The sequence below is a fragment of the Micromonospora haikouensis genome (assembly GCF_900091595.1).
In the GTDB taxonomy this organism is placed as follows: Bacteria; Actinomycetota; Actinomycetes; order Mycobacteriales; family Micromonosporaceae; genus Micromonospora; species Micromonospora haikouensis.
Genome location: NZ_FMCW01000028.1, coordinates 81,321 through 106,123, shown reverse-complemented (window position 1 = coordinate 106,123; position 24,803 = coordinate 81,321). Strand labels below are relative to the sequence as shown.

At 75.4% G+C, this 24,803-nt stretch carries 23 protein-coding genes and 1 pseudogene; 9 read left to right on the top strand and 15 right to left on the bottom strand.

The features are described 5' to 3' along the window. Position 1: 1 nt before the first annotated feature. The 5 genes from GA0070558_RS25420 to GA0070558_RS25400 form a co-directional block, all read right to left on the bottom strand. Entirely contained in the window at positions 2–922 is a 921-nt protein-coding gene (locus tag GA0070558_RS25420; protein ID WP_218107088.1) for a phosphodiester glycosidase family protein, read from the bottom strand. 19 nt (positions 923–941) lie between these two features. Then, positions 942–2,798, bottom strand: coding sequence for a carbohydrate-binding domain-containing protein (locus GA0070558_RS25415; protein ID WP_091284242.1), 1,857 nt, complete (start codon positions 2,796–2,798; stop codon positions 942–944). Then, complete coding sequence (locus GA0070558_RS25410; RefSeq protein WP_091284240.1) at positions 2,795–3,571, bottom strand: polyphosphate polymerase domain-containing protein; 777 nt, start codon at positions 3,569–3,571, stop codon at positions 2,795–2,797. Before GA0070558_RS25410 ends, GA0070558_RS25415 begins: the two co-directional genes overlap by 4 nt. Further along, the gene (locus GA0070558_RS25405; protein ID WP_091284286.1) at positions 3,568–4,179 is read right to left on the bottom strand and encodes a DUF4956 domain-containing protein; all 612 of its coding nucleotides are present in this window, start codon (positions 4,177–4,179) and stop codon (positions 3,568–3,570) included. Before GA0070558_RS25405 ends, GA0070558_RS25410 begins: the two co-directional genes overlap by 4 nt. A gap of 464 nt (positions 4,180–4,643) precedes the next feature. Further along, positions 4,644–5,966, bottom strand: coding sequence for an FAD-dependent oxidoreductase (locus GA0070558_RS25400; protein WP_091284238.1), 1,323 nt, complete (start codon positions 5,964–5,966; stop codon positions 4,644–4,646). 162 nt (positions 5,967–6,128) lie between these two features. Here GA0070558_RS25400 and GA0070558_RS25395 point away from each other — a divergent pair, with 162 nt between their 5' ends. Beyond that, positions 6,129–7,793 (top strand): L-lactate permease, encoded by a 1,665-nt coding sequence (locus GA0070558_RS25395; RefSeq protein ID WP_091284236.1) that lies wholly within the window; start codon positions 6,129–6,131, stop codon positions 7,791–7,793. Between the two features lie 72 nt (positions 7,794–7,865). Beyond that, positions 7,866–9,167, top strand: a complete 1,302-nt coding sequence (locus GA0070558_RS25390) for an NAD(P)/FAD-dependent oxidoreductase (RefSeq protein WP_091284234.1) — start codon at positions 7,866–7,868, stop codon at positions 9,165–9,167. Positions 9,168–9,207: 40 nt separating this feature from the next. Here the strand turns inward: GA0070558_RS25390 and GA0070558_RS25385 are convergent, their stop codons facing one another. The 6 genes and pseudogenes from GA0070558_RS25385 to GA0070558_RS25360 form a co-directional block, all read right to left on the bottom strand. Further along, positions 9,208–10,242 carry an AI-2E family transporter gene (locus GA0070558_RS25385; protein ID WP_091284232.1) on the bottom strand — a complete coding sequence of 345 codons (1,035 nt, stop codon included), beginning with the start codon at positions 10,240–10,242 and terminating at the stop codon, positions 9,208–9,210. Between the two features lie 127 nt (positions 10,243–10,369). Then, complete coding sequence (locus GA0070558_RS25380; protein ID WP_091284230.1) at positions 10,370–11,161, bottom strand: spermidine synthase; 792 nt, start codon at positions 11,159–11,161, stop codon at positions 10,370–10,372. Between the two features lie 85 nt (positions 11,162–11,246). Beyond that, a pseudogene (locus GA0070558_RS25375) lies at positions 11,247–11,921 on the bottom strand (DUF2267 domain-containing protein); the annotation flags it as partial. A 373-nt stretch (positions 11,922–12,294) separates the two neighbouring features. Further along, positions 12,295–13,248, bottom strand: a complete 954-nt coding sequence (gene bla / locus GA0070558_RS25370) for a class A beta-lactamase (RefSeq protein ID WP_439709633.1) — start codon at positions 13,246–13,248, stop codon at positions 12,295–12,297. Positions 13,249–13,403: 155 nt separating this feature from the next. Beyond that, positions 13,404–13,745: an STAS domain-containing protein gene (locus GA0070558_RS25365; RefSeq protein WP_091284226.1), complete on the bottom strand. Its 342-nt coding sequence runs from the start codon at positions 13,743–13,745 to the stop codon at positions 13,404–13,406. 45 nt (positions 13,746–13,790) lie between these two features. Beyond that, positions 13,791–14,198, bottom strand: coding sequence for an STAS domain-containing protein (locus GA0070558_RS25360; RefSeq protein WP_256092118.1), 408 nt, complete (start codon positions 14,196–14,198; stop codon positions 13,791–13,793). Between the two features lie 217 nt (positions 14,199–14,415). On the opposite strand from GA0070558_RS25360, the gene GA0070558_RS25355 reads away from it, so the two are divergent. The 5 genes from GA0070558_RS25355 (at position 14,416) to GA0070558_RS25335 (ending at position 18,897) form a co-directional block, all read left to right on the top strand. Next, positions 14,416–16,155 (top strand): PP2C family protein-serine/threonine phosphatase, encoded by a 1,740-nt coding sequence (locus GA0070558_RS25355; protein ID WP_091284222.1) that lies wholly within the window; start codon positions 14,416–14,418, stop codon positions 16,153–16,155. A gap of 41 nt (positions 16,156–16,196) precedes the next feature. Continuing rightward, the gene (locus GA0070558_RS25350) at positions 16,197–17,246 is read left to right on the top strand and encodes a cobalamin B12-binding domain-containing protein (RefSeq protein WP_091284220.1); all 1,050 of its coding nucleotides are present in this window, start codon (positions 16,197–16,199) and stop codon (positions 17,244–17,246) included. Between the two features lie 85 nt (positions 17,247–17,331). Further along, positions 17,332–17,679 carry an STAS domain-containing protein gene (locus GA0070558_RS25345; protein WP_077939893.1) on the top strand — a complete coding sequence of 116 codons (348 nt, stop codon included), beginning with the start codon at positions 17,332–17,334 and terminating at the stop codon, positions 17,677–17,679. A 68-nt stretch (positions 17,680–17,747) separates the two neighbouring features. Continuing rightward, positions 17,748–18,194 (top strand): response regulator, encoded by a 447-nt coding sequence (locus tag GA0070558_RS25340; RefSeq protein ID WP_043968664.1) that lies wholly within the window; start codon positions 17,748–17,750, stop codon positions 18,192–18,194. Positions 18,195–18,357: 163 nt separating this feature from the next. Beyond that, on the top strand, positions 18,358–18,897 hold the full coding sequence (locus GA0070558_RS25335; protein ID WP_091284218.1) for an ATPase: 540 nt from the start codon (positions 18,358–18,360) through the stop codon (positions 18,895–18,897). A 6-nt stretch (positions 18,898–18,903) separates the two neighbouring features. On the opposite strand, the gene GA0070558_RS25330 is transcribed toward GA0070558_RS25335, so the two are convergent. From GA0070558_RS25330 to GA0070558_RS25315, 4 genes are all read right to left on the bottom strand, one after another. Beyond that, positions 18,904–19,746, bottom strand: a complete 843-nt coding sequence (locus GA0070558_RS25330) for a hypothetical protein (RefSeq protein WP_439709632.1) — start codon at positions 19,744–19,746, stop codon at positions 18,904–18,906. A 297-nt stretch (positions 19,747–20,043) separates the two neighbouring features. Next, positions 20,044–20,469: an OsmC family protein gene (locus GA0070558_RS25325; protein ID WP_077939895.1), complete on the bottom strand. Its 426-nt coding sequence runs from the start codon at positions 20,467–20,469 to the stop codon at positions 20,044–20,046. An 11-nt stretch (positions 20,470–20,480) separates the two neighbouring features. Further along, positions 20,481–21,452 carry a serine/threonine-protein kinase gene (locus GA0070558_RS25320; RefSeq protein ID WP_091284216.1) on the bottom strand — a complete coding sequence of 324 codons (972 nt, stop codon included), beginning with the start codon at positions 21,450–21,452 and terminating at the stop codon, positions 20,481–20,483. 136 nt (positions 21,453–21,588) lie between these two features. Next, positions 21,589–22,425, bottom strand: a complete 837-nt coding sequence (locus GA0070558_RS25315) for an FAD:protein FMN transferase (protein ID WP_176734369.1) — start codon at positions 22,423–22,425, stop codon at positions 21,589–21,591. 162 nt (positions 22,426–22,587) lie between these two features. Here GA0070558_RS25315 and GA0070558_RS25310 point away from each other — a divergent pair, with 162 nt between their 5' ends. Together GA0070558_RS25310 and GA0070558_RS25305 are read left to right on the top strand one after the other, a co-directional pair. Further along, the gene (locus GA0070558_RS25310) at positions 22,588–23,328 is read left to right on the top strand and encodes a response regulator transcription factor (protein ID WP_091284281.1); all 741 of its coding nucleotides are present in this window, start codon (positions 22,588–22,590) and stop codon (positions 23,326–23,328) included. After that, on the top strand, positions 23,306–24,799 hold the full coding sequence (locus tag GA0070558_RS25305) for a sensor histidine kinase (protein WP_091284213.1): 1,494 nt from the start codon (positions 23,306–23,308) through the stop codon (positions 24,797–24,799). The genes GA0070558_RS25310 and GA0070558_RS25305 overlap by 23 nt, the downstream gene beginning before the upstream one ends. Positions 24,800–24,803 lie beyond the last annotated feature (4 nt).

Genomic DNA, 24,803 nt, shown 5'->3' with positions numbered 1-24,803 from the left:
CTCAGCCGGCCACGTAGAGGATGTCGCTGGTGCCGCGTTCCTCGCCACGGCCCAGCGGGTTGTTCACCAGCTCGCCGTTGAAGATCATCGTGGCCGATCCGCCGCCGTCGAGGTTGTACGCGACGGCGGCGCCCCGGTCGACGAAGATCTGGGCGAACCCGGTCATCGTCACTCCTTGGCTGTAGCCCGCGCTCCGGCCGTCGACGACGACGAAGAGCAGGTGGTTGTCGTCGATCAGGCCGATTCCGGTACGCGGCTGGTTGCCCTGCACGGAGTGGTTGCCGAAGTTCGTGTCGATCTCGACGTGGTCGATGCCGTCGATCACCGCGCCGTCGGCGACGAGGCCCGGCCCGAACGACAACGTGTGCCAGACGCCGGCCCGGACCAGCTCGTCGGCGGTCGTGGTGGTCTCGTCGTAGAGGCGGACTGAGCCGTCGGTGTACAGGGCGAAGCCCTGCCGGGTCCCCCGGTCGCGGAAGGCCACCCCGTTGCGGATGACGATGCCGGTGTCCCGGAAGCCGTAGTAGTCGCCGTTGACGGCCAGTACCGCGCCGACGTCAGCCGCGATGTCGGAGGGATCGGCGACGATGTTCTCGCCGAACTGGTCGTTGGCGAAGGCGGACCTGACGATCGTCGCGTCGGTCACGGTGACGTCGGCGACGAAGTAGGTCACCTGCTGCCTGCCGGTGCCGGTCCGCACGGTCTCGATCGAGATCGACGCCGTGCTGCTGGCGTAGGTCGTCGCGGTGCCGGTGCCGGACTCGGCGGGCTGCGCCACTGTGGCGTGGGAGGCGGTCAGGTCGGAGGCGTTCGCGACCTCGACGTGGTCGAGCACGTAGCGGTCCAGGGCCCAGGCGCTCGCGCCGCCCCCGGCCGCCACGAACGCGCCGAGTCCGCCCGCGAGCAGCGCCCGTCGGCTCATCCTGCGGCTCATCGTCGCCTCAGTTCCCGCCGCTGGGGCCGCCGCCCTGCGGGCCGCCACCACCCGGAGCGCCGCCGCCGGGCCCCCTGCCGGCCGGGGCCTCGCCCGCGGTGGCGGTGGCGATGGTCGACGCGGATCCGGGTTCGCCCGACTCGGCGAGCCCGCCGATGCTGCCACCGGTGGCCGTGCCGCCGCTGCGCAGCGTGTACTCCTCGCCGCTGGTGATGGCCGAGGAGGAGAAGACGATGTTCTGGACGGTCCTGGAGGTGACGAACGTGGCGATCACCGTGCCGTCGGAGTCGACGAGGTGCAGGGTCGTACCCGACTCGACGGCGGAGTCCAGAGTGACGGAGACCCAGCCCTGCGTCGAGTCGCTGTTCGGCGCGACGGCCATGCCGGCGCTGCCGGCGGCCACCAGGACGCCCCCGCTGACGGTGAACGTGCCGTTGGCGTCCAGCGCGCCGTTGTTGTCGGCCGTCGGGCCGTTGACCACCACGGTGCCGCCGGTCATCGTGACGGTGCCGTTGGAGTCCAGGCCGTCGCCGCCGGAGTCGACGACCAGGGTGCCGCCGGTGATGGTGACCGAGTAATCGCCCACCGCCTCGCCCCCGCCGCCGGGTCCGCCGCCCTGCTGCCCGCCCGCGCCGACCTGCTGTCCGGACGAGCCGCCCGCCGCGTTGAGGCCGTCGTCGCTGGCGACGACGTGCACGTCGCCGCCGTTCAGCACGATGTCGGCCGCTTCCAGGCCCTCCACGGAGGCGGTGACCTCAACCGTGCCGCCGTCGATCACCAAAGCGTTCTCGGCGTGCGCCGCGTCGTCGCCACTGGCCAGCGTGACGCTCGCGCCGCCGAGGCGGACGGAGCCGTCGCTGTGCAGCGCGTCGTCGGAGGCGTCCACGCTGACCGTCCCGCCCTCCAGGACGGCGATCACGCCGGCCTTGAGGCCCTTGGCCGAGGTCTCCTCGTCCGGGCGGGTGCCGCTGCCGCCGCCGCTGGTGACGGCCAGCGTCCCGCCGGTGACGACCAGGTCCGTGGCGGCGTCGATCCCGTCGCCCTTCGCCGTGACCGTGACGGCGCCGGCGGTGACGGCGACGTACCCGGCGTCGGCGTCGGTGGTGTTGTCCGCCTTGACGCCGTCGCCACCGGCGTTGACGGTGATCGTGCCGCCGTCGACGACCACGTAGTCCTTGCCCCGGATCCCGTCGTCGACCGCCTCGACGGTGATCGTGCCGGCGGCGATGACCAGGCCGTCCTTGCTCGCGATGCCGTCGTTGCCGGCGCCGCGCACGGTCAGCGCGCCGCCGCCGGTGACGGTCAGGTCGGCGGCGCTGAACAGGGCCGCGTTGACGTCGGCGTCCGAGGCGTACGACGAGGTGTCGGTCAGGGTGTTCCGGCTGCCGTCGGCGAGGATCACGATCGCCTGCTCGGCCTCGGTCACGGCGATCGCGGCGCTGCCGGAGCTGGTGATCGCCGCCCCGTCCAGGATGATCCTTACGGTGGCGTCGGGGGTAGCGACGACGACCTGCCCGTCGGTCAGCGTGCCGCTGATGCGGTACGTGCCACCGGCGGTGATGGTGACCGTGGCGCCGTCGACCTTGACCCCGTCGCCGTCCGCGCTGGCCGAGGTGCCGTCGAGGATGATCTCCACGACCGACGACTCGTCGTAGTCGACCGCGTCGGCGGCGGCGTGATCGGCGGTGTTGGCCGCAAGCACCTGATCGGCGGTCTGCGTGCCGTCCACGGCGACCGCCGCCGGGGTCGTCGACGCGGCCGGTGAGGCCGTCGAGCCGTTCCCGTCGGCGCATCCGCTGAGCAGCCCTGCGGTCAGGACCACGGACGCGACGGCGGCGACGAGCTTCTTGCGGAGGACCCTCATGGCTTCTTCTCCTCGGTGGCGGGGGCGATGTGTCGGCGCAGCAGCGGCTGCCAACGGTTGGCGGGCAGGTCGGGGCGGAGCGCGGCCAGCCCGGTGGCGTACTTGGAGACGGGGCACGGCCGGTGCCGCATCGACCACAGGAGCCGGTCGACGGGGGCGCCGGCCCGCTCGGACTTGGTCTCGACGATGACGTGGTGGGGCAGGAGCCGGGCGGTGCCGTCGGGCAGGACCCAGGTGACGTCCTCGTCGACGGTCAGCCGGCTGCCGGTGGCGGGCAGGAAGAGCGTCGTGCGGCGGTAGCGGGTGGTCAGCGCCGGGGCGAGGCTCAGCCGGTCGGGCCGCAGCCCGGCGGTCACGAGCACCTCGTCCACGTGCGTCCACGCCTCGGGGCCCAGCTCCTGTTCGCTGCCGTGGTAGGGGACGCGTTCCTTGACGGTCGTGCTCCGCAGCCCGCGCAGCTTCACCTCGGCGTATCGTGCGCCCGTCTCGACGTAGCTGCGGATTCGAACCTTGAAGCGGCGTCGGCGCCGGTGGGCGGAGGCGAGGTAGCTGTCCAGGCCGGGAGTGTCGAAGTACACGGACCGGTAGCCGAACGCGCGCCGCCCGCCGATGTCGAGGATCCGGGTCTGCGCCGGCAGTCCGCCCAGGAACGCCGGGAGGTCGCGGGCGGCAAGCACGTACTTTCGGTCGACGCGGCGCAGAAGCTCCGCGCGGGACACCAGTTCGTCCAGGTCGATCGGGCGGAAACCGGTCCGCGGGTCGGCGGCGTTCATCCGACGGACGCCATCCGCTCGACCGCCGGCCCCCGCGTCCGTTGACGGTCGCGCTCGCCGGAACGGGGCCGTACGACGTATCGGACGTCCACGAGGGTGGTCTCGTTGACCAGGTCGACGCTTCGGACGACCACGCCGACCACCCGGGCGTCGAGCAACATCTCCAGGTGGCCCCGCAGGGCGTTCTCGTCGGTGTGCGCGACGTCCAGGCGCAGGTTCTGGCTGCGGTGGCGGCCGTAGAGGCGTGGGTGGTCGCCGAGGAAGAGCCCGGCGACGATCAGCGTCATGAGCGCGCCGGGAAGGACGCCGGGCGGTCCGCTGAGGCCGGAGACCAGCCCGAGTGCCAGCGCGGCGAAGTAGTAGGCGATCTCGTGCTGGGCGATCTCGTCGGAGCGTAACCTGATGATCGACAGCACCCCGAAGAGCCCGAGCCCGAGGCCGACCCCCACGCCCGAGTTGCCGAGGACGATCGAGACGGCCACCACGCCGATGTTCACCCCCAGGAAGGCGGTGACGAGATCGCGGCGGTGGTGCCGGGGAAAGTAGACGCCGAACACGAGTACGGAGATCGCGACGAGATCGGCGGCGACTGCGGTCAACTGATTCACGGCCATTCCTTCGTCCTGGATTAACGTCCTGTTCATCAGGCCAGGCCGATCTTGGCGCGAGCTGTGCGACCGCAGTGGCCCGGCAATGACCTTGCGGAACTCGATTCCGCCGGTCGGAGTGGTCGGCCGTGAGACACCTGCGCACCGGTGGGCCCGCCGCCATCCGTCGTCCCGGCCCGCCGACGCCGCCGAGTTCGTGGCCGCCGCCCGGCGCAGCCGGGACCTGCACCACCCGTGGCTGACCGCCCCGGACACCCCCCGAGGCGTACATGGCGTGCCTGCCGGGTCCACCGCCGCGACCACGCCGGCTACCTGGTCTGCTACCGGGCCAGCGGGCGATCGCCGGGTACGTCGACATCAGCGGTTGGCGGCGAACCTCCAGCCGGGCAACGAGCCGTCCCGGCGGGTCGCCTGGTGCGGCGTACCCCATCGGGGTCTGGCCGGGAGGCCGGACACGATGGCACTCATCCGGCCGGGGAGCCGCCCCGCAGCACCCGGGCGACGATCGCCGGCCGCAGCAGCCGGTGCGGCGGGTCGACGAGGTTGAGCACCCGCAGGAACGCGGTGCCCAGGACCGCGTCGGTGCGCGCCGCCGCGTGCAGCCGGTGCACGTACGCGTTGACGAGCCGGACCCGCGGCGTGCGGGGCCCGGCCACCTCGGGGAACCGCAGGTCCGTGCCGACCGCGATGGACCACGGCCCGTCGATCAGCCGGCCGGCGCCGCGGAAGAACCGCCGCCACAACCGACGCCGGTCGCCGGCCAGCAGCCGCCGCAGCAGCAGCCCCTCGCCGGCCGCGACCGTCATGCCCTGACCGTAGACGGGGTTGAAGCTGCACAGCGCGTCGCCGAACACCAGGTACCCGTCGGGGAAGCGGCGCAGCCGCTCGTAGCGCCGCCGCACGCTCGCCGGGTAGCGCATCAGCGCCGGCCCGCCCACCGGGGTGGCCTCGCGCACCACCTGGCTGATCAGCGGCTGGCCGAGCGACTCGGCGAACCGGGCGTAGCCCTCGTCGTCCAGGGGCGGCTGCTCGCCGAGCACGCCGCTCAGCGCCACCGCGAAACGGCCGTCCTCCTGCGCGGCGACGATCCCGGTGCGCGGGCGTCCCGGTACGGCGTTGGTCAACGCGCCGAGCAGGCCGTCGAGGTGGCGGGGGTCCCGCTCGTAGGTGCGGGTGACGTAGGTGACGTCGACGGCGACCCGCTGCTCGGCCGGGGCCGGGTAGCCGAGCGCGGCCAGCCAGGTGGGGCTGCGCGATGCCCGGCCGCAGGCGTCGACCACCAGGTCGGCGTCGAGCCGGTACGCCGCCCCGCCGCGCGGCGTCAGCAGGACCCCGGTGACCCGGCGACGGTCGTCGGAGCCGCACAGGGCGGTCGCCTCCGCGGGCGGGCAGAAGCGGACGTTGGCCAGCCTCTCCACCCGGGCCCGCACCGTGCGCTCCAGCAGGGGACGGCTCACGCCCACCCCGACCAGGTCGGACGCGGACCGGCGCAGCAGGTAGCCGTCGTTGTACCAGTGCACCTGCCCGTTGAGGTCGACCAGCGGCGCGCCGGCGGCGTGCAACTCGTCGCTGAGGCCGTCGAACAGCTCGTCGAGCGCCGCCCGGCCCCGGGCCAGCAGCACGTGCAGCTGCCGCGACTGGGGCACCCCGCGCCGGTGCGCGACCGCGTCGGGCAGCGCGTCGCGATCGACGAGCGTGACGCTGTCGTACGCCTCGCTGAGCACCCGGGCGGCGATCAGCCCGGCCATGCTGGCGCCCAGCACCACGGCGTTGCCCGCTCGGCTCATGCTGCGACGGTAGGCGGCCCGGGGCGGGGTGTCCTCTCCGAGGTTGCGCAACCGGCCCGGCGGCAGGGCAACCTCGAAGAAGCGTCGCGCGGGGGTCTTGGGTGGGATGAGCCCTACTCCACGCCGCCGGGACCGGGGGGCGTCGCACCCGAGGTGGTCTCGATGTATCAGCAGCCCCTGCAACCGGTGGCCGGGTCGCTGGCGCTGAGCGCCGCCTGCGCCGCGCTGCCCCTGCTGACCCTCTTCCTCCTGCTCGGAGTCGTGCGCGCGCGGGCCTGGGTGGCGGCGTTCGGCGCGCTGGCCGTGGCGGTCGTGCTGGCCTGGGCGCTGTGGCGGATGCCGCTGGCGCAGACGCTGCTGGCCGCCGGCCAGGGCGCGACGTTCGCACTGTTTCCTCTCGTGTGGACGTTCGGCACGGCGATCTGGATCTACCGGATGACCGTGCACACGGGACACTTCGACACGCTGCGGCGTGGCTTCGCCCGGATCAGCGACGACCGGCGCGTGCAGGCCATGGTGATCGCGTTCTGCTTCGGGTCGCTGCTGGAGGCGCTGGCTGGTCAGGGCACGCCGGTGGCCGTCACCACGGTCATGCTGCTGGCCCTCGGGTTCACCCCGGTCCGGGCGGCCACCGTGGCGCTGGTCGCCAACACGGTGCCGGCCGCGTTCGGCCCGCTCGGGCTGCCGATCACCACCCTGGCCGGGGTGACCGGGCTACCCGCCACGGAGCTGGGCATGATGGCCGGCCGGCAGGTCCCCGTGGTAGCGGTCGTCGTCCCGCTCGTGCTGCTCCTCGTCGTCGACGGCCGCCGGGGCCTGCGGGAGCTGTGGCGTCCGGCGCTGGCCTGCGGCGCCGCGTTCGCGCTGGCCCAGTTCGCCACCGCGAACTTCCTGACGGCCGCGCTCGCCGACATCGCGGCCGCCTTCGCGGGGGCGGGCGTGCTGCTGCTCGTCACCCGCCGGGCGCGCCGGCCGGTGCCCGTACCGGCCGGCGACGGCCCGTCGGAGCCCGCCGCGCCGCCGGAGCCCGCCGCGTCGCCGGCGGGCGGACCGGGGTCCGCCGGGTCGCCGCAGGGCGTCACGCCGCCGCCGGGCCGGGCGTGGCTGGCGTACGCGCCGTACGTGACCATCGTGGCCGTCTTCGCCGTCTCCCAGGTGCCGGCCGTCAAGCGCCTGCTGGACGCGGGCACGCTCGCGGTCTCCTGGCCCGGCCTGCACGTGCTCACCGCCGCCGGCGCCCCGTCGCCCCTGTCGACCTTCCGCTTCGCCTGGCTCGCCGCGCCGGGCTCGCTGCTGCTGGTGGCCGGCCTGGTCACGATGGCGCTGCTGCGGGTGTCCCCCCGCGAGGCCGGGCGGCTCTACGGGCGCACCCTGTACGAGCTGCGGTGGGCCGTGCTGACGGTGGTCGGGCTGTTGGCGCTGTCGTTCACGATGAACGCGTCCGGGCAGATCGCCACCCTCGGCGTCTGGATGGCCGGCGCGGGCACCCTGTTCGCCGTCCTGGCGCCCGTCCTCGGCTGGCTCGGGGTCGCCCTGACCGGCTCGGACACGTCGTCGAACTCGCTGTTCGGCGCGCTGCAGGTCGCGGCGGCGCAGCGGGCCGGCCTCGACCCGGTCCTGCTCGCCGCCGCCAACGCCTCGGGCGGCACGCTGGGCAAGATGATCAGCCTGCAGAACCTCACCATCGCCGCTGCGGCCGTCGGGCTCAGCGGCCGGGAGGGCGACCTGTTCCGGCGGATGTTCGGCTGGAGCGTGCTGCTGCTCGCCCTGATGTGTCTGCTGGTGGGGCTGCAGGCCACGCCGGTGCTGTCCTGGATGGTGCCCTAGCGGTTGCCGCCCGCCGTCGACCGGTACGCTCTGCCACGTTTGTCCCCGGCGAGGGCGGGAACGGCACCCGTCATGACGAAACCTCGTGTGGTGATCGTGGGGGCCGGGTTCGCCGGTTACCACGCGGCGAAGACGTTGAGCCGGACCGCCCGCAACAAGGCCGAGATCGTGCTGCTGAACTCGACCGACTACTTCCTCTACCTGCCGCTGCTGCCCGAGGTGGCCGCCGGCGTGGTCGAACCCGGGCGGCTCAGCGTGCCGCTCAGCGGCACCCTCGACGGCGTGCGGGTGGTCGTCGGCGAGGCCGACCGGGTCGACCTGCAGAACCGTTGGGTCGGCTACCGGATGCCGGAGGGCGACGGCGGCCGACTCGCCTACGACCGGCTGGTGCTCGCCGTCGGCAGCGTCAACAAGCTGCTGCCCATCCCCGGCGTGACCGAGTACGCCCACGGGTTCCGCGGCCTGCCCGAGGCGCTCTACCTGCACGACCACGTGGTACGCCAGGTCGAGCTGGCGGAGCTGACCGACGACCCGGCCGAGCAGCGGGCCCGCACCACCTTCGTGGTCGTCGGCGCCGGCTACACCGGCACGGAGGTCGCCGCCCACGGGCAGCTGTTCACCGACCGCCTGGTCGCCCAGCGCCCGCACCTCGACGTCCGCCCCCGCTGGATGCTGCTCGACGTGGCCTCCCGGGTGCTGCCGGAGCTGGACGAGCGGATGTCCCGTACCGCCGACCGGGTGCTGCGGCGGCGCGGCGTCGACGTGCGGATGGGCACCTCCGTGGCGGAGGCCACCCCCGACGGGGTGATGCTCACCGACGGCGAGTACGTGCCCACGTGCAGCCTCATCTGGTGCGTCGGCGTGCGGCCCGACCCGTTCGTCGCCGAGCTCGGCCTGCGCACCGAGAAGGGCCGCCTCGTCGTGGACGAGTACCTCACCGTGCCGGGCTTCCCCGAGGTGTACGCCTGCGGGGACGCGGCGGCGGTGCCCGACCTGACCCGACCCGGCAAGATCTGCACGATGACCGCCCAGCACGCCCAGCGGCAGGGCAAGCTCGTGGCGCACAACATCGCCGCCTCCTACGGACAGGGCCGGCGCCGCCCGTACAAGCACCACGACCTGGGCTGGGTGGTCGACCTCGGCGGCAAGGACGCGGCGGCGAACCCGCTGAAGGTCTCGCTGGCCGGCCTGCCGGCCAAGGCCGTCACCCGGGGCTACCACCTGCTGGCGATGCCCGGCAACCGGGCCCGGGTCGGGGCGGACTGGCTGCTCGACGCCGCCCTGCCCCGTCCGGCGATGCAGCTCGGCCTGGTGCCGGCCAACGCGGTGCCGCTGGAGAGTTCGTCGCCGGAGGTCCCGGCCTACCCCCGCTGACGCGCTCCCGCCCGCGCGAGCGAGTTCGCCCCGCGCCCGCCTAACCGCGGCGCGGGGCGAGCTCGCGCAGCAGCACCTGCCCCACGCCGACGACGGGGATGGCCAGCAGCGCGCCGACCAGCCCGGCCAGCTCCGCCGCGAACAGCACGCTGACCAGGACCGTGAGCGGGTTCAGCCGGACCGCCCGGGACATGATCAGCGGTTGCAGCAGGTGGTTCTCCACCTGCTGGTAGACCACGAAGAAGACGAGCACCACGATGCCGGCGGTGGGGGAGTGCAGGAAACCGGCGCCGCCGGCGAGGATGGCGCCGATGGTCGCCCCGACCAGCGGCACCAGGTCGGCGATCGCCACCAGCAGCGCGATCACCCCGGCGAACGGCACCCCGGTCAGGACCAGCACCAGGAACGTCAGCGCGCCGCAGATGACGCTGATCAGCAGGTTCCCGCTCAGGTAGCCGGTGACCACCCGGGAGACGCCCTGACCGACCCGCCGCGCCCGCCGCGCCGGCCCCTGGCCGAGCCGCCCCAGCCCCGACGAGATGATCTTCGGGGCCTCCAGCACCATCAGGTACGCCAGCACGACCACGGTGACCAGCCCGGCGAGGGTCTCCAGCACACTGCGGACCAGCCCCACCGTCGGATCGCGCAGCCGGCTGCCGTACTGCTGCACCTGCGCCGAGTGCCCGACCACGTACTGCCGCAGTCGCAGCCGTTCGAGGGCCTCGCCGAACGGCCCCCGACCGGCCCGGGTCTCCCGCAGCACGTCCGGGGCCCGGTCGGCCGCGCGGCCCAGCTCGTCCAGCAGGGGCAGGACGATCCCCGCCACCAGCGCGGCGAGCAGGCCGAACGCGGCGAGGAAGACCAGCAGCGTGGCCACCGCGCGGCGCCGCACGAGGCGTCGTTGCAGGGCGTCGACGGGCGGCTTCAGCGCGACGGCGAAGAAGACGGCGACGACCGTCCAGGTCAGCACCCGCCGGGTGGCCCAGGCCAGGGCCAACACGACCAGGGTCGCCAGCACCAGGCCGATGATGATGGCTGCCCGCCGGGCGGTCGCCTGGTCCTCGGCGTTCCTCATCCGGCGCGGCTACCCCGGCCGGCGCGACGGAAACCCCGACGCGACGCCCCGGCCGGCCCGGTGCCGCGGTCACCCGTTCGGGCCGGCCCCCGCCACCGCATCCGCCCGCGGGCGCTCCGCTGCCGCGTCAGCCGACGCCGAGGGCCGCGTCGGTGCCCGGCCGTGCCCCGCCGACGAACTCGTCGAGGGCCGCGCCGTGCAGCACCTGCCCCGGCACCGGGTCGCGGGCCGCCCGCGTCGCCAGCCGGCCCACCGGCAGGCGGCCCGGCCGGCGCGCTCCGGCGAGCACCAGGTTGCCGTAGCGCCGCCCGCGCAGCATCCGCCGGTCGGCGAGCAGGCAGACGTCGGCGAACTCGGCCCGCAGGGTGGCCACCCGGGCGCGGGTGAACACGAGCGGCGGCAGGTCGGTGACGTTGACCAGGAGGATCCCGTCGGGGCGCAGCACCCGGGCCACCTCGGCGGCGAACTCGACGGTCGCCACGTGCCCCGGCATCCGGGCGGCCCGGTAGACGTCGGCGAGGACCAGGTCGTACGCCTGCGCCGGGGCCGCCTGCACCGCCGCGCGCGCGTCGGCGACGTCGACGCGTACCCCCGGCGGTGGCGCGGGAAGTTCCCGGCGGACCAGGTCGACGACGGCCGGATCGCGCTCCACCACGAGCTGTGCCGAGCCGGGCCGCGTCGCCCCGACGTAGCGGGGCAGGGTCAGCGCGCCCCCGCCGAGGTGCAGCGCGGCGACCGGCGCGCCGGGCGGCGCGGCGAGATCGACCACGGCGGCCATCCGGCGGACGTACTCGAAGTGCAGGTGGCGGGGGTCGGCGACGTCGACGTAGGACTGGGCGACGCCCCCGGCGAGCAGGGTGCGCCCGGTGCGGCGGGCCGGGTCGGCCACGAGTTCCGGTCCCTCGGCGGCGGAGTGCATCCCGGCACCGTAGCCGGCGGGCGCACCGGCACCGAAGCCGCCGGCCGGGCCGGCGGGCGCGGGGGCCCGCCGGCCCGCGCGCTCAACCGCCGGCCGCCGGGCCGAGCAGATCGCGCAGCCCGTCCGGTACGTGCAGCGCGGCGACGAGGTCGCCGTCGTGGTCGGCCAGCGCGGCGAGCGTCGCCTCCGCCTGCCGCCGGGCCTGTTCCGGGGTACGCCCGCTGATCCGGGCCACCTCGCCGACGAAGCCCGGCAGGTCCCGGTGGCGTTCGATGCCGTCGACGGGCACCACGTCGTGCAGCTTCACGGGCACCGCCTGGAGCAGCCGCTCCCGCGCTCCCTGGTCCAGCGCCCAGGCCAGGGCGAGCACCGTCGCCTCGGCCGCGACTTTCGCCGTGTCGAAGTCGACACCGGCCCGTCGGCCCACGTCGTCGACCAGTTCCCGGTAGCCGATCCCGGCCGCCGCCGGCGTCGCGCCGGGGCCACGCTCGGACCGGGGCGTCGTGCCAGGGCCACGCTCGGACCGGGCTCGAGTGGTGGGCGGCGGCGCGGCGGGCGGCGGGGCGGGACCACCCCGGGTGCTGTCCGGCTTGTGCCGCCCGGCCGGCGGCGGCCCGGCCCGCTTGCTCTGGTCCAGGTGGGTGAGCTGCTTGGAGGCGCTCAGGCTCGCACCGGTCTCGCTGGCCTGGCGGCCGCGCTCCCGGGCCTGACGTGCGAGTGCCCGGCGGCGCTGGTTGTCCCCCTCCATCTGCTTGCGCATGACACACCTCGCTCCTTCTCCGGTCCGCTGTCTCCGTCTCCTGTCTCGGCGGTCGCGTTCCCGGCCCGGTCGGGCCCGAAACGGCCCGGGGAGCCCCGCCACACACCGTCGGGTGTCGCTCACCCAGCCCAGGTGAGGGCACCCGAACCCGGCGCCACCCACGGCGGCCGGGCTGTCGGCTTTCGCCGGCCGTAGGCGCCGCGTCCCGCCGCTCACCCAGCCGCGATCTTGCAGTTGCGGCCCCGAAAAAGCGGCTGAAAACGCCCATCGCGGGGGCCCGAAGTGCAAGATCGGCGCACAGCACAGGGCAGGGCAGCACCGGGCGGGTCGGCACCGGGCGGGTCGGCACAGGCCCCGTACTCGTGCCGCCGCGTCAGGAGCCGGGGCCGCGTAGCGCGTCGATCGTCACCCGGGCGGCCTCGGCGATCAGGGCGTCGTCGGGCTGCGAGTCCTTCGCGTCGCGGCGGGACAGCACGGCGAGCACGATCGGGGCACCCTCGGGCGGCCACAGCACGGCGATGTCGTTGCGGGTGCCGTATCCGCCCGCGCCGGTCTTGTCGCCGACCCGCCAGCCGGCGGGCACCCCGGCCCGGATCAGCGTCGCCCCGGTGGTGTTGCGCCGGAGCCAGTCGACCAGCACGCCGCGGTCGGCCGCGGACAGGGCGTCGCCGAGCGCGTACGCCCGCAGGGAGCCGGCCATCGCGCGGGGCGTGCTGGTGTCGCGGAGGTCGCCCGGTGCGGCCTCGTTGAGGCTCGTCTCGGTGCGCACCGGGTTGGTGACGGTGTCGCCGATGCCGCGCAGCGCCCGCCCGAGCCCGGCGGGGCCGCCGAGCTCGGTGAACATCAGGTTCGCGGCGGTGTTGTCGCTGTGGCGTACGGCCGCGTCGGCGACCGCGCGCAGGGTCATCCCGTCCGCGACGTGTCGCTGCGTGACCGGCGAGTGGGACACGAGGTCGGCGCGGTCGTAGCGGACGACGCGGTCCAGCTCCGCCTCCGACGTCGCGGCGAGCAGCGCGCCGGCCGCGAGGGCCTTGATCGTCGAGGCGTACGCGAACCGCTCGTCGGCCCGGTGGGCGAGCGTGCGTCCGGTGCCGGTGTCGACCGCGTAGACGCCCAGCCGCGCGTCGAACCGCCGCTCCAGGGCGGTCAGCTCGGCGGGTGGGGGAACCGCGGACGCGGTGACCCCGGACGTGGCGGCACCAGGCGCGGAGGTGGACCCGGAGGTGGCGGCCCCGGGCGTGGCCGTGTCCGGGGCCGACGTGCATCCGGCCGCCAGGCCCACCACGAGCACCGCCCCCAGGGACACCCTCCAACGGATCCAGATCACGCGACTCCCTCTCCAAACACCGACAACACCGACCCGCCACCCCCACCCCGCTTCGGCCCGGTGATCAAGAGAAAAGCGTCAAGGTTGATCTCTACGATGACGCAAACCTCTTGATCACCGAGGCGAAGCGGCCGGCGGCGGGGCGGGGGCTGGGGTCAGGCTGTGGCGGCGGGGTTTGCGGGGTGGTGGGCGGTGGCGAGCACCTCGGCGAGGCCTGTGCGGTCGAGCAGCTGCTGGAGCTGGTCGCTCGTGCCGGTCAACCGGATCGGCCCGGTGCCGTTGCGGTGGATCACCACGAGCGCGCTCAGGCCGGAGGAGTCGCAGAGGGTGATCGCGCCGAGGTCGATCTCCAGCTCGGTGCAGCCGTCCCGGCGCACCCGGGCGGCGGCTTCCACCAGCTCCGGCGCGGTGTCGTAGTCCAGCTCGCCGGCCAGCCGAAGCCGGGCGCGCCCGGGGGCGGGCCAGCTCACCTCGATGGTCAACAGCGGAGCTGCCATGCCTCCATGTTCCCAGCCTAGGGTGATCGACAAACGCTGGGGGTCTCAGGCGGACGCCGCCGACCGGCGCGAACCGGGCGCTCCCACGGACTGCTCGCCGTCGGGCAGCGGGCGGGCGAGCAGCCCGGTGACGCCGGTCATGTCGAGGATGGTGTCCAGGAACCGGGGCGTCGAGCGCAGCCGGAGGGTGGTGCCGCTCTGCTGCCCCTCCCGCCAGGCGTGCACGATCACCGAGAGCCCGGTGCTGTCGATGAACTGCAGGTCGGCGAAGTCGAGCACGAGCACCGACGGGTGCTCGGCGAGCCGCCGGTCGACCTCGTGCCGCAGCGGCGCGGCGGTGGTGAAGGCGAGATCACCACCGACCCGGATGAGGGGCGCGCCGGGCTCGGTCAGATCGACGGACATGGTCAGCGGCGTCGCCTCGGGTTTCCTCCCCTGGGGTACCACGATCACGCCTTTCCGCAGGGCTGCCGGTCGGGCAGGTTCGTCTCGGATCGTAACAATCCCCGGCGGGTGTCGCCCGTCGAGACCGATTCGGCAGCTCAGGGCAGCGTGGGGTGGCGGTACCGGTGGACCGGCGTAGGGTGGGGTGAGGAGATTGGACCACATACGTCGTTTCCGGTGGCCCGCGGGTGTCGGGCGGGTGTCGAGAGGGAGTGGGGCTCAGCTGGTGACTGCTGCCGACGTCAGGGACTGGGACCCGGGCGACGGACGGATCTCCACGCCGAGTGCCGCCCGGGCCCCGGCATGGTCCGCCGACGTGCCGGTGCGGCCCCCCGCCGCGCTGCCGCCCCTGGCCCCCGACCGGGGCCCGCCCGCGCCCGACTGGGCGGAGGTCGTCGAGCACTTCCGCGAGGGCCTGATCGTCTGCGACGCCGCCGGCGTGGTACGCCAACTGAGCCCGGTCGCCGAGCGGCTGCTGCCCGAGGTGGCCGTCGGCGAGCTGCTCGCCGCGTCCGGGGTGGCGGGCCTGCGGACGCCGCCGGCCGGGGGCGAGTTCGGCCACCGGGGCCGCCGGCTGCGTGTGCGCGAGGTGCCGCTGTCCGCCGGCCGGAGCTGCCACTACGTCGAGGACGTCACCGAGAGCGTCACCCGGGCCGACGCCCTGCTGGCCGAGCGGGCCCGTTCGGCCTTCCTGGCCGTGGTGGGGGAGAAGCTCGGCAACCCGTTGCACCCGGATCGTGCGGCCGCCGCCGTGGTCCGGCTCGCCGTGCCGACCCTCGCCGAGGTGGCCGTGCTGGTGCTCGCCCCCCGGTCGGGGCGGGCGCGCTGGTGGCGGGCCACCCGGGCCGACGACGAGGCCCCGGGCGTGGACAGCGGCGTGCTCAACGCCGTCGACCTGCCGGCGGCCATCGACGAGGGGCTGGTCGGCGCCGAGCCGCACACGCTGGACTGGCTCGTCGAGCAGGCGGTCGAGGCAGGCTGGCTGCCCGGCCTGGACGCCGTCGACGTCAGCGTGCGCGTGGTGCCGCTGCCCGGACGGGACCTGCCGGCGGGCGCCCTGCTCGTCGCCCGGCGCTCGGCCCGCTACTACGACGAGGCCGACGTCGACCTGCTCCGCGCGTTCGCGGCCCGGGCCGGCGCGGCGCTGACCACGGCCGTGCTCTACCGCGACCAGGCCGAGGTCGCCGACACCCTCCAGGCCAGCCTGCTGCCGGTGGAGCCGGCCGAGGTGCCCGGCGTGCAGTGGGGCACGGCCTACCGGCCGGCGCAGGCGGGGCTGCGCATCGGCGGTGACTTCTACGGTTCGCACCGGCTGCCCGACGGCGGCGCGGTGTTCTTCCTCGGCGACGTCGCCGGCAAGGGCGTCGAGGCGGCCGTCTTCACCGGCCAGCTGCGCCAGTGTCTGCAGGCCCTGCACCGGGTGGAGTCGCACCCCGCCCGGCTGCTGCGGCTGCTCAACGACGCGCTGCTGGAGACCACCCTGGCGCACGGGCAGGGCCGCTTCGCCACCATGGTGCTCGGCGTGGTGCGTCCCCGGCGCGACGGCGGCGTCACCCTGACCATGTCCGGCGGCGGCCACCTGCCGCCGCTCGTGCTGCGCTCCTGCGGGGAGGTGGAGACGGTCGGCCTGAGCGGCATGCTGATCGGCGTGGTGCCCGACCCCCGCATCGGGGAGGTGACCGTCGAGCTGGCGCCGGGCGAGACGTGCCTGCTCTACAGCGACGGGGTGACCGAGGCCCGGGGCGGCCGGCGCGGCGACGAGCAGTTCGGCGTCGACCGGCTGCTGCACGCGCTCGGCGGCTGCCACCGGATGCCGGCCCCGGCGCTGGCCGAACGGATCGAGCAGGTGACCTGCGACTGGCTGGCCCACGGCGACCACGACGACATCGCGGTGCTCGCGCTGCGGGCGACCGGGCCGCACAGCCGTCCGGCCCGGCACCTGCACGCGGTGCCGGCGCTGCCCTGACCGCCCGCCCGACCGCTCCATCGCCCGAAGGAGACCACCGCGTGACCGTCCCCGCCGCCGTCGGCTCACCGGCCGACGCCTGCCCCGGCTTCCTGCTGGCGTTGGAGTCCGCCGACGAGTACGCGGCGATCGAGACCGCCCTCGGGCTGGTCGACGCGGGGGTGCCGGCCGAACGGGTGCTGCTGGAGCTGGTGGCCCCCGCGCAGGTCGAGGTGGGCCGGCGGTGGGCCAGCAACGCGTGGAGCGTCGCCCAGGAGCACGCGGCCACCCACATCAGCGAGCGGGTGGTGGCGGCCGTCGCGGCCCGCGCCAACCCCCGTGCCACCCGGGGGCGGATCGTGGTGGCGTGCATGGACGGCGAGTGGCACGCGCTGCCGCCCCGGCTGGTCGCCGAGGTGCTGCGGCTGCGCGGCTGGCAGGTCACGTTCCTCGGGGCCAGCGTCCCGGCGGCGCACCTGGTGTCGTACCTGCACCGGCACGACGCGCACGCCGTGGCGCTGGCCTGCGCGCTGCCGATGCGGCTGCCGCACGCGTACCGCATGGTCGAGGCGTGCCGCCGCTCCGACGTGCCGGTGGTGGTCGGCGGGCGCGGCTTCGGCCGGGACGGGCGGTGGGCCCGCCGCCTCGGGGTGGCGTGGGCGCCCGACGCGCCGGCGGCGGCCGACCTGGTGGCCGACGAGCGGGCCCTGCGCCGCGTCCCCCCGGTCGACCTGGCCCACCTCGCCGACGACGAGTACGCGAGCCTCGTGAAGCGGCGGGCTGCGCTGATCGACAGCGCCCTGGGCGATCTGCGCGCGCGGGTGCCGGGCGTGCGGGAGTACGACGCGGTCCAGCTCGACTCGACCGTCAGCGACCTCGGCCACATCGTCGACTTCCTCGCCGCCGCCGTTTTCGTCGACGACGGCACGCTGTTCACCGAGTTCGTCGAGTGGCTGACCGGCATCCTGGTCAGCAGGGGGGTGCCGGCCGCGGCGGTGGCCCTCACCCTCGACCACCTCGCGGGTGAGCTGCGGGACTTCCCGCGCGCCGTGGGCTTCCTGGCCGGTGGGCTGGCGCTGCTCGCCCAGCAGGCGGGCGCGTCGGCGCGGTGACCGTGGCGTGCCGGCCCCCGGCGGCCCCCTGCTTATACTTGCTGCACTGCAAGCATTCGGCTGCGATGGAGCGAGAGGGACCACGTTGACGTTCACCGTCACGTACGCCCAGCGGGACGGCGGTGGGGCGTGCCTGCGACTCGCCGGCGAGCTCGACATGAGCACCGCGCCGGAGCTCACCGCGGTGCTCGACCGGCTCACCGAGCAGGGGGAGCGGCACCTGCTGGTCGACCTCGCCGAGCTGACCTTCTGCGACTCCACCGGCATCGCCGCCTTCGTCCGGGGCGACAACCGGGCCACGGCTCGGGGCGGGTGGCTGCGGGTCACCGGCGCCACCGGCCGGGTGGAGCGGGTGCTGCGGTTGACGGGGCTGGCGGAGGTGCTGGGCTACCCGCCCGACACGGGCCACCCGACAGTGCGGTCCGCTCCGTGATGGGCTAGATTTCCCCGCCAGCAGGCGATCGTGAGGTCGCCGTCCGCGTCGACCCGAGGCAGGTTCCCATGGCTGGAAGCACCCCCGGCCCCGTTCGTATCCTCGTGGTCGACGACGACCCGGGCGACGTCCTGATGATCGAGGAGGCCCTCGCCGACTCCGACGTCGACAAGGTGATCGACGTGGTCAGCGACGGCCAGGAGGCGATGGAGTTCCTGCGTCAGTCCGGCCGGCACACCGAGGCCCGCCGGCCGGACGTGATCCTGCTCGACCTGAACATGCCCCGGATGGACGGGCGGCAGGTGCTCGGCGAGGTCAAGCAGGACGACGACCTGCGGACCATCCCGATCGTGGTGCTCACCACCTCCAACGCCGACACCGACATCGTGGGCAGCTACACGCTCCAGGCCAACGCGTACGTGACCAAGCCGATCGACCTGGACGACTTCAACGACGTGGTGCGCCGCATCGACGAGTTCTTCGGGCGGGTCGTCGTGCTGCCCAAGCGGGTCTGACGCCCGCGCCCCCGGGCTGACGCCCCACCCCGCGCCCCGGCTGACGCCGCCCGGGGCGTCGCCGCTCGGATGCTGAACATTTTTCCCGAACGCCCACGCCGCCCGCCCGCGCCGCCGAGGATTCCAGGTGGGGAAGAAACACCGGCTGCCTGGGGGCGACAGTATGAGGTTCTCCGTCGTGGAGTTCGGCTACGACCGGCGGCAGGTCGACTCCTGCCTCGATCAGCTGGCGGTCCGGTTGAGCCGGCTGGCGGCGCGCGCGGAGGGCGCCGCCGGGGCGGGCCGGGACTGGGACCGGTTCCGGGACGAGGCGGCCCGCCTGTGCGAGCTGGTCGAGCACCGGCCCGAGCTGGCCGCCGGGGCCGACGGCGCGCGGGCGGCGCTGGGCGACGTCGAGCGGGAGGCCGCCGGGATCCTGGCCCAGGCCCGGTTCGAGCTGGACGCGGCCCGCGAGGAGGCCCGGCGTGTCCGCGAGCAGGTGTACGCCGAGGCGCTGAGCGCCCGCCGGGACTTCGAGGCCGCCCTGGCCGCGCGCCGACGCCGGGAGGCCCGGGTGGACGAGATCCTCGCCGGGCCGGCCGTCGCGGTGGACACGCCCACGGCCGCGGCGGCCGTGCCGAGCGGCGGCGTGCCGAGCACCCGGGTCGGCACGGCCGGCGTCACCGTCGAGCCGCCGGGCGACTGGGGCAGCCGGGTCGCCTGAGCCGGCTCAGGTCAGCGCCGCCACGACCGTGGTGGCCCGCTCCTCGTGCTGCGCGTACGCGTCGGGGAACGCCGAGATCTGCACGGCCTGGGCCGCGGCGGTCACGCTCATCTCCTCCCAGCCGGGCACCTCCAGCAGCGCCTCGTAGAAGACGCGGGCCGCGTACGCGGGGCGCATCAGGTCCCGGACGGTGCCCCAGCCGCTGCTGGGCCGCTGCTGGAACAGCCCGACCGAGTCGTGGTCGGAGCCGCTGCCCTGGTGCGGGTAGTTGGCGGACTCGGGGAGCACGTCGCTGGCCAGGTTGTGCAGGTCGCTCTCCTGCATGGCGGTGGCCACCGCGACGACGAGTCCCCGCCGGGGCAGCTTCATGTCCCGGCCCACGTCGACGATGGTCTTCGCGTTGTCCATCTGGAGCTGGCTGAGCCCGGCGACGGGGCGGGGGCGCGCCGGCTTGGCGGGCTTCGGCTTCGGCTTGCGGGTGGCGCTGGGGCTGGGCTTCGCTGTCGGGCTGGGCGAGATGGTGACCGGGACCGCCGGGGAGCGGTCGAGGGAGCGGGAGGCGCGCTGCGCGGCCTCGGCGGCGGCCGCGGCCCGATCGACGAGGGCCCCCTGGACCGGCTCCGCGGGGCCGTCGGCCTGGCGGGTGCCGGCGAACGCGGCGACGCCGAGGCAGCAGCTCACCCCCGTGACCAGGGCCGCGCGCACCCGGGTGGACGTCAGCAGCGCGCGCCGGGGCGGGTCGGGACGCCGGTGCCGGCCCATCGCCCGTTCGGCGGAGGCGGCCTCGGCCGGTCGGCCATCCGCTCGGTCGTGGGCCTGCTTCGGTTCGGCGGGTTCGTAGGGACGCACCCGCCGAGGCTAGATAGTCCGCAGCGCCCTGCCACCGGGGTGGTTGGTGGCATGCGTCACAATTTGCGGGTTTCCCCCCGGACGAGCCGCCCGAGAAGGATGGCAACCCGGTCCAAGCTCGCCAATGCCCCGTTTACGGTATGACCGATTCGCCGTTCGGAAAGGCGTCGAGTCGGCGGGCGTGCCACGCGCTCGCGCGGCGACGCCGGGGTCGGGCGTTCGGCCGACGGCCCGGTGCCCGACCGGACGGGCCGACCCGGGGCCGACCGACGCCGGTCCCGGCGGTCGCGGAGAAGGTCAGCCGCGCCCGTTCTCCGCCGGCGTGACCGTCAACCGGTGCCGGCTGTTGTCACCGCTGGAGAACGGCCACAACCGGTCGGCGTGCGCGACCAGCTCGGCGAGCTGCTGACGGCTCAGCCCGGCGGAGGAGATCGAGGCGTGCACGTCGGCGCGGTAGCGACCGTCGTCGTCGCGACCCAGCCTCGCCTCCGCGCGCACCTGCACCGTGTGCGCCTCGTCGGTGATCTGCCCGGCCGCCTCCACCGCGGCGTGGTGCAGGCAGGACGCGAACGCCGCCGCCAGCAGCTGTTCCGGCGTCAGCCCCGTGCAGTGCGGCGCCAGCGGGGACGCCAGCGCGGTGGACAACCCGCCGTCGTCGGTGCGGACGTGACCACCCTCGGCGGTGGCGGTGGCCTCGTGCAGCCAGGAACTCGGATCCGGCATCGCGTCCCCCCTCAGTCACCCGCCCGGCTACCCGACGCGCGCCCGGCGAAACCGGGGCTTCCGCCCACCGTCGCCGCCTGGGTCGCCTCGGCCGCCGCCTCCCGGGTCCACGGGGACACCCCGGCGCCGCCGCGCTGCCTCGGCGGGGCCGTGGCGAGCATCGGCACGTACACCCGGGCGTCGACGGCCTCGGCCAGCAGCAGCGCCGCCATCAGGCTGCTCGGCCGCCGCGTCGGGTCGTCGGCCATCAGCTGCCGGCACAGCCCGGCCACCTCCGCCGGCAGGCCGTCGATCGGCGGCAGCGGCTCGGCCGGACGCCGGCAGCGCGCCCCCAGCAGCTCGGTGGTGCTGTCGGCCGGGTACGGCAGCCGCCCGGCGAGGCAGTAGTAGAGCAGCACCCCGAGGGCGTACATGTCGGCCGCCGGGGTCGCCGGCTGCCGGTCGAGCTGCTCGGGGGCCAGGTACGCGGGGGTGCCCACCACGATGCCGGCCGGCGCCTCGTCCGGCACCCCGGCCGGGGTGGCGATGCCGAAGTCCAGCACCTTCACCCCGCACGGGGTGAGGATCACGTTGGCCGGCTTCACGTCCCGGTGGACGATCCCGTGCGCGTGCGCGGCGGCCAGCGCCGCGGCGATCTCGGCGCAGACGCGTACCGCGATGCGCCAGTCCAGCTGCCCGGCGCGCAGGTGCGCCGCGAGGGTCTCCCCCTCGGCCAGCTCCATCACGATGTACGGCACCGGCCGGCCCGGCAGGGTCGAGGACGTGCCGAAGTCGTGCACGCTGGCCACGTTCGGGTGCACCAGCCGGGCCGCCGAGCGGGCCTCGGCCCGGATCCGCTCCACCGGGACGTCCTCGCGCCCGGGGGAGATGAGCTTCACCGCGACCGGCCGGTCCAGCACGGTGTCGTGGGCCCGCCACACCTCGGACATCCCGCCGACGCCGATGCGCTGTTCGAGCTGGTACCGCCCGTCCAGCGTCCTCATCGACCGCTCCTCGTCGCTCGCGCCCCGACGCCGCCCGTCGACGGCGGCGCTGCCTGCCCCGATACCCGGCCCCCGAGCTGGGCAAACCGCCGGGGGTGTCGCCCCGGATCCCCGGCGGGACGGTCCCGCCCGCCGCCTACCGCTCAGCCGGGGCCGCCGCCACCGCACAGCCGGGCGTCGGGTACGCGACGCCGTCGCCGATCCGCGCGGCGAGCCAGTCCGGGCCGTGCGGGCCGTGGGCCAGCGCCCCGACGGCGAGCACTGCGGCGCGGACCGCGTCCGGGGCGACCACCGTGACCGACGCCCACGGCGAGACCGGCGGCGCGCCCGTGCGCGGATCCAGCACCCCGCCGTCGACCCGCACGTCGGCGGTGGCCAGCCCGCCGGCGGTGAGCGCGACGACCCGGTCGCCGGCGGCGACCGGCCAGCCGCCCGGCGGGGCGGGACCGGCGACGGCGACCCGGTTCCCGACGCCGACCAGCACCCCCACCCCGGTGCGGGCCGAGATCCGCTGCGCGCAGCGCCGGGCGAGCTGGGCGGTCGCCGTGGCGGCCAGGCCCAGCGGCAGGGTCGGCGGCAGGGCCAGCAGGTCCCCGGCGAGCGTCACCGCCCGCCAGTTCGCCACCGGGACCGGGCCGGCCGCCGCGCCGCCGCAGACCGGCAGCAGCCCCGGCGTCCGCCGACGGCGCAGCCGGGCCGCCTCGACGGTGGGGTCCACCGCCCCGTCGCTGGCCTCGGCCGCGCCGAGCGCGACGCCGACGAGGTCCCGCAGCAGCGGGCCGACCGGCACCGGCCGGCCGGCGGCCCGCAGCGCCCGGGCCAGCGTGGCGTCGCCGCGACGCAGACCGGCCAGCAACAGCGTCAGCTCCCGGCGGGCCGCCGGCAGCACGTGCCGGTCGGTCACCGCCACCCGCACCGGCCGGCCCCGGTGCGTCCAGCGGCTCTCCCAGGTGTGGCCCGGCTCCCTGTCCATGCCGGGCAGCCTGCCGGGCCCGGCTGGACCGGGCATGGGGCGCGGCTGTGCCCGGGCTGTGCGGCGGCGGGCCGGATCGGGCCCCGCCCGACTCCCACAGCTGGTACACAGGATCTGCTGGGGTGGGGCACAGCGGGCGTGCCCACGATGGGGGGCATGGTCATGGAGGGGCAGGCCGCGCAGGGCCGCATCGAGCTGCGCCGACCGGACGGCGAGCCCGTCCGGGTGCTGGTGGTCGACGACGAGCCCACGCTCACCGACCTGCTCTCGATGGCCCTGCGCTACGAGGGCTGGCAGGTCCGCACCGCCGGCAACGGGATGGCGGCGCTGAGCACCGCCCGCCAGTTCCAGCCGGACGCGGTGGTGCTCGACGTGATGCTGCCCGACCTCGACGGCTTCCAGGTGCTGCGCCGGCTGCGCGAGCACACCCCGACCGTGCCGGTGCTCTTCCTCACCGCCCGCGACGCGGTCGAGGAGCGCATCGCCGGGCTCACCGTCGGCGGCGACGACTACGTCACCAAGCCGTTCAGCCTGGAGGAGGTGATCGCCCGCCTGCGGGCGCTGCTGCGCCGCTCGGGCTTCGCGATCGCCACCCGGGAGGACGCCGTGCTGACCGTCGGCGACCTCAGCCTCGACGAGGACAGCCACGAGGTGCGCCGCGGCGACCAGTTGATCACCCTCACCGCCACCGAGTTCGAGCTGCTGCGCTACCTCATGCGCAACCCCCGCCGGGTGCTGAGCAAGGCGCAGATCCTCGACCACGTCTGGAACTACGACTTCGGCGGGCAGGCCAACGTCGTCGAGCTCTACATCTCGTACCTACGGAAGAAGATCGACGCCGGGCGGGCACCGATGATCCACACGCTGCGCGGCGCGGGGTATGTCCTCAAACCCGCCGACTGACCGGGCGCGCCGCTGGCTGGCCGGCTGGTCGCTACGCACCCGGCTGGTCGTCACCGTGGTGGCGCTGCTCGCCTTCGTCAGCGTCGGCATCGGCGCGCTGACCACGGTGGCGCTGCACCACTTCCTGATCGCCCAGGTCGACGACCAGCTCACCTTCGACCAGCGCCGCCGCCCCGGTGACCGGCCGCCGTGGTTCACCAACCCGCCCCCCTCGTCGCAGCGCCCCGTCGAGCTGCCGCCCGGCTTCCCGGCCGGCTCGATCGCCGCCCGGGTCGTCGACGGCCGCGTCCAGTCGGCGACCACCCGCACCGCGGCCGACGCGACCGAACAGCTCGCCGCCGACGCGGCCGCCCCGCTGGCCGGGCTCACGCCCGACGGCCGCCCCCGCACCATCGACCTCGGCGAACGGGGCGACTACCGGGCCGTGGCCCGGCAGTACGTCGACGGCCAGACGCTGGTCTTCGCCCTGCCGCTGGAGGGCGTCGAGGAGACGGTCTGGTGGATGGTGCTGGCCCAGGCCGGCGTCGCCACCGCCGGCCTGCTCGTCGCCGGGAGCCTCGGCGCGCTCATCGTCCAGGCCACCCTGCGCCCGCTGCGCCGGGTCGCCGCCACCGCCACCCGCGTCACCGAGCTGCCGCTGGACCGCGGCGAGGTGGCCCTGTCGGTGCGGGTGCCGGCCGCCGACACCGACGCGCGCACCGAGGTCGGCCAGGTCGGCGGCGCACTCAACCGGATGCTCGGGCACGTCGCCGCCGCGCTCGCCGCCCGGCAGGCCAGCGAGACGCGGGTACGCCAGTTCGTCGCCGACGCCAGCCACGAGCTGCGCACCCCCCTCGCCGCCATCCGGGGGTACGCCGAGGTCGCCCGCCGGGGTCGCGACCGCGTCCCGCCGGACGTGGCGCACGCGCTGCGCCGGGTCGAGTCGGAGAGCACCCGGATGACCAGCCTCGTCGACGACCTGCTGCTGCTGGCCCGGCTCGACTCCGGCCGGCCCCTCGCCGTCGAGCCGGTGGACCTGACCGCCCTCGTCGTCGACGCGGTCAGCGACGCCCACGTCGCCGGCCCCGAGCACCACTGGCAGCTCGACCTGCCCGAGGCGGAGCTGGTGGTGCCGGGCGACGCCGCCCGGCTGCACCAGGTGGTGGCGAACCTGCTGGCCAACGCCCGGGTGCACACCCCGCCCGGCACGACCGTCACCGCCCGGCTCGCCGCCCAGCCCGACGGGGTCGTGCTCACCGTCACCGACGATGGCCCCGGCATCCCGCCCGACCTGCAGGGCGAGGTCTTCGAACGCTTCGCCCGGGGCGACAGCTCCCGCTCGCGCGCCCACGGCAGCACCGGCCTCGGCCTGGCCATCGTGGCGGCCGTGGTGGACGCCCACCACGGCCGGGTCGAGGTCTCCAGCCGCCCCGGTCATACGGCGTTCACCGTCGTGTTGCCGGCGTTCACGGACCCCACAGCCACCGCATAGGCCG

Excerpts from the sequence above, each read along its gene's own strand:
- GA0070558_RS25395 (WP_091284236.1), top strand. The coding sequence starts at position 6,129 with ATGTATCAGCAGCCCCTGCAACCGGTGGCCGGGTCGCTGGCGCTGAGC.
- GA0070558_RS25340 (WP_043968664.1), top strand. The coding sequence starts at position 17,748 with ATGGCTGGAAGCACCCCCGGCCCCGTTCGTATCCTCGTGGTCGACGAC.
- GA0070558_RS25400 (WP_091284238.1), bottom strand. The coding sequence starts at position 5,966 with ATGAGCCGAGCGGGCAACGCCGTGGTGCTGGGCGCCAGCATGGCCGGG.
- GA0070558_RS25335 (WP_091284218.1), top strand. The coding sequence starts at position 18,358 with ATGAGGTTCTCCGTCGTGGAGTTCGGCTACGACCGGCGGCAGGTCGAC.
- GA0070558_RS25365 (WP_091284226.1), bottom strand. The coding sequence starts at position 13,745 with ATGGCAGCTCCGCTGTTGACCATCGAGGTGAGCTGGCCCGCCCCCGGG.
- GA0070558_RS25380 (WP_091284230.1), bottom strand. The coding sequence starts at position 11,161 with ATGCACTCCGCCGCCGAGGGACCGGAACTCGTGGCCGACCCGGCCCGC.
- GA0070558_RS25310 (WP_091284281.1), top strand. The coding sequence starts at position 22,588 with ATGGAGGGGCAGGCCGCGCAGGGCCGCATCGAGCTGCGCCGACCGGAC.
- GA0070558_RS25385 (WP_091284232.1), bottom strand. The coding sequence starts at position 10,242 with ATGAGGAACGCCGAGGACCAGGCGACCGCCCGGCGGGCAGCCATCATC.
- GA0070558_RS25315 (WP_176734369.1), bottom strand. The coding sequence starts at position 22,425 with ATGGACAGGGAGCCGGGCCACACCTGGGAGAGCCGCTGGACGCACCGG.
- GA0070558_RS25320 (WP_091284216.1), bottom strand. The coding sequence starts at position 21,452 with ATGAGGACGCTGGACGGGCGGTACCAGCTCGAACAGCGCATCGGCGTC.
- GA0070558_RS25410 (WP_091284240.1), bottom strand. The coding sequence starts at position 3,571 with ATGAACGCCGCCGACCCGCGGACCGGTTTCCGCCCGATCGACCTGGAC.
- GA0070558_RS25420 (WP_218107088.1), bottom strand. The coding sequence starts at position 922 with ATGAGCCGACGGGCGCTGCTCGCGGGCGGACTCGGCGCGTTCGTGGCG.
- GA0070558_RS25390 (WP_091284234.1), top strand. The coding sequence starts at position 7,866 with ATGACGAAACCTCGTGTGGTGATCGTGGGGGCCGGGTTCGCCGGTTAC.
- GA0070558_RS25305 (WP_091284213.1), top strand. The coding sequence starts at position 23,306 with ATGTCCTCAAACCCGCCGACTGACCGGGCGCGCCGCTGGCTGGCCGGC.
- GA0070558_RS25325 (WP_077939895.1), bottom strand. The coding sequence starts at position 20,469 with ATGCCGGATCCGAGTTCCTGGCTGCACGAGGCCACCGCCACCGCCGAG.
- GA0070558_RS25415 (WP_091284242.1), bottom strand. The coding sequence starts at position 2,798 with ATGAGGGTCCTCCGCAAGAAGCTCGTCGCCGCCGTCGCGTCCGTGGTC.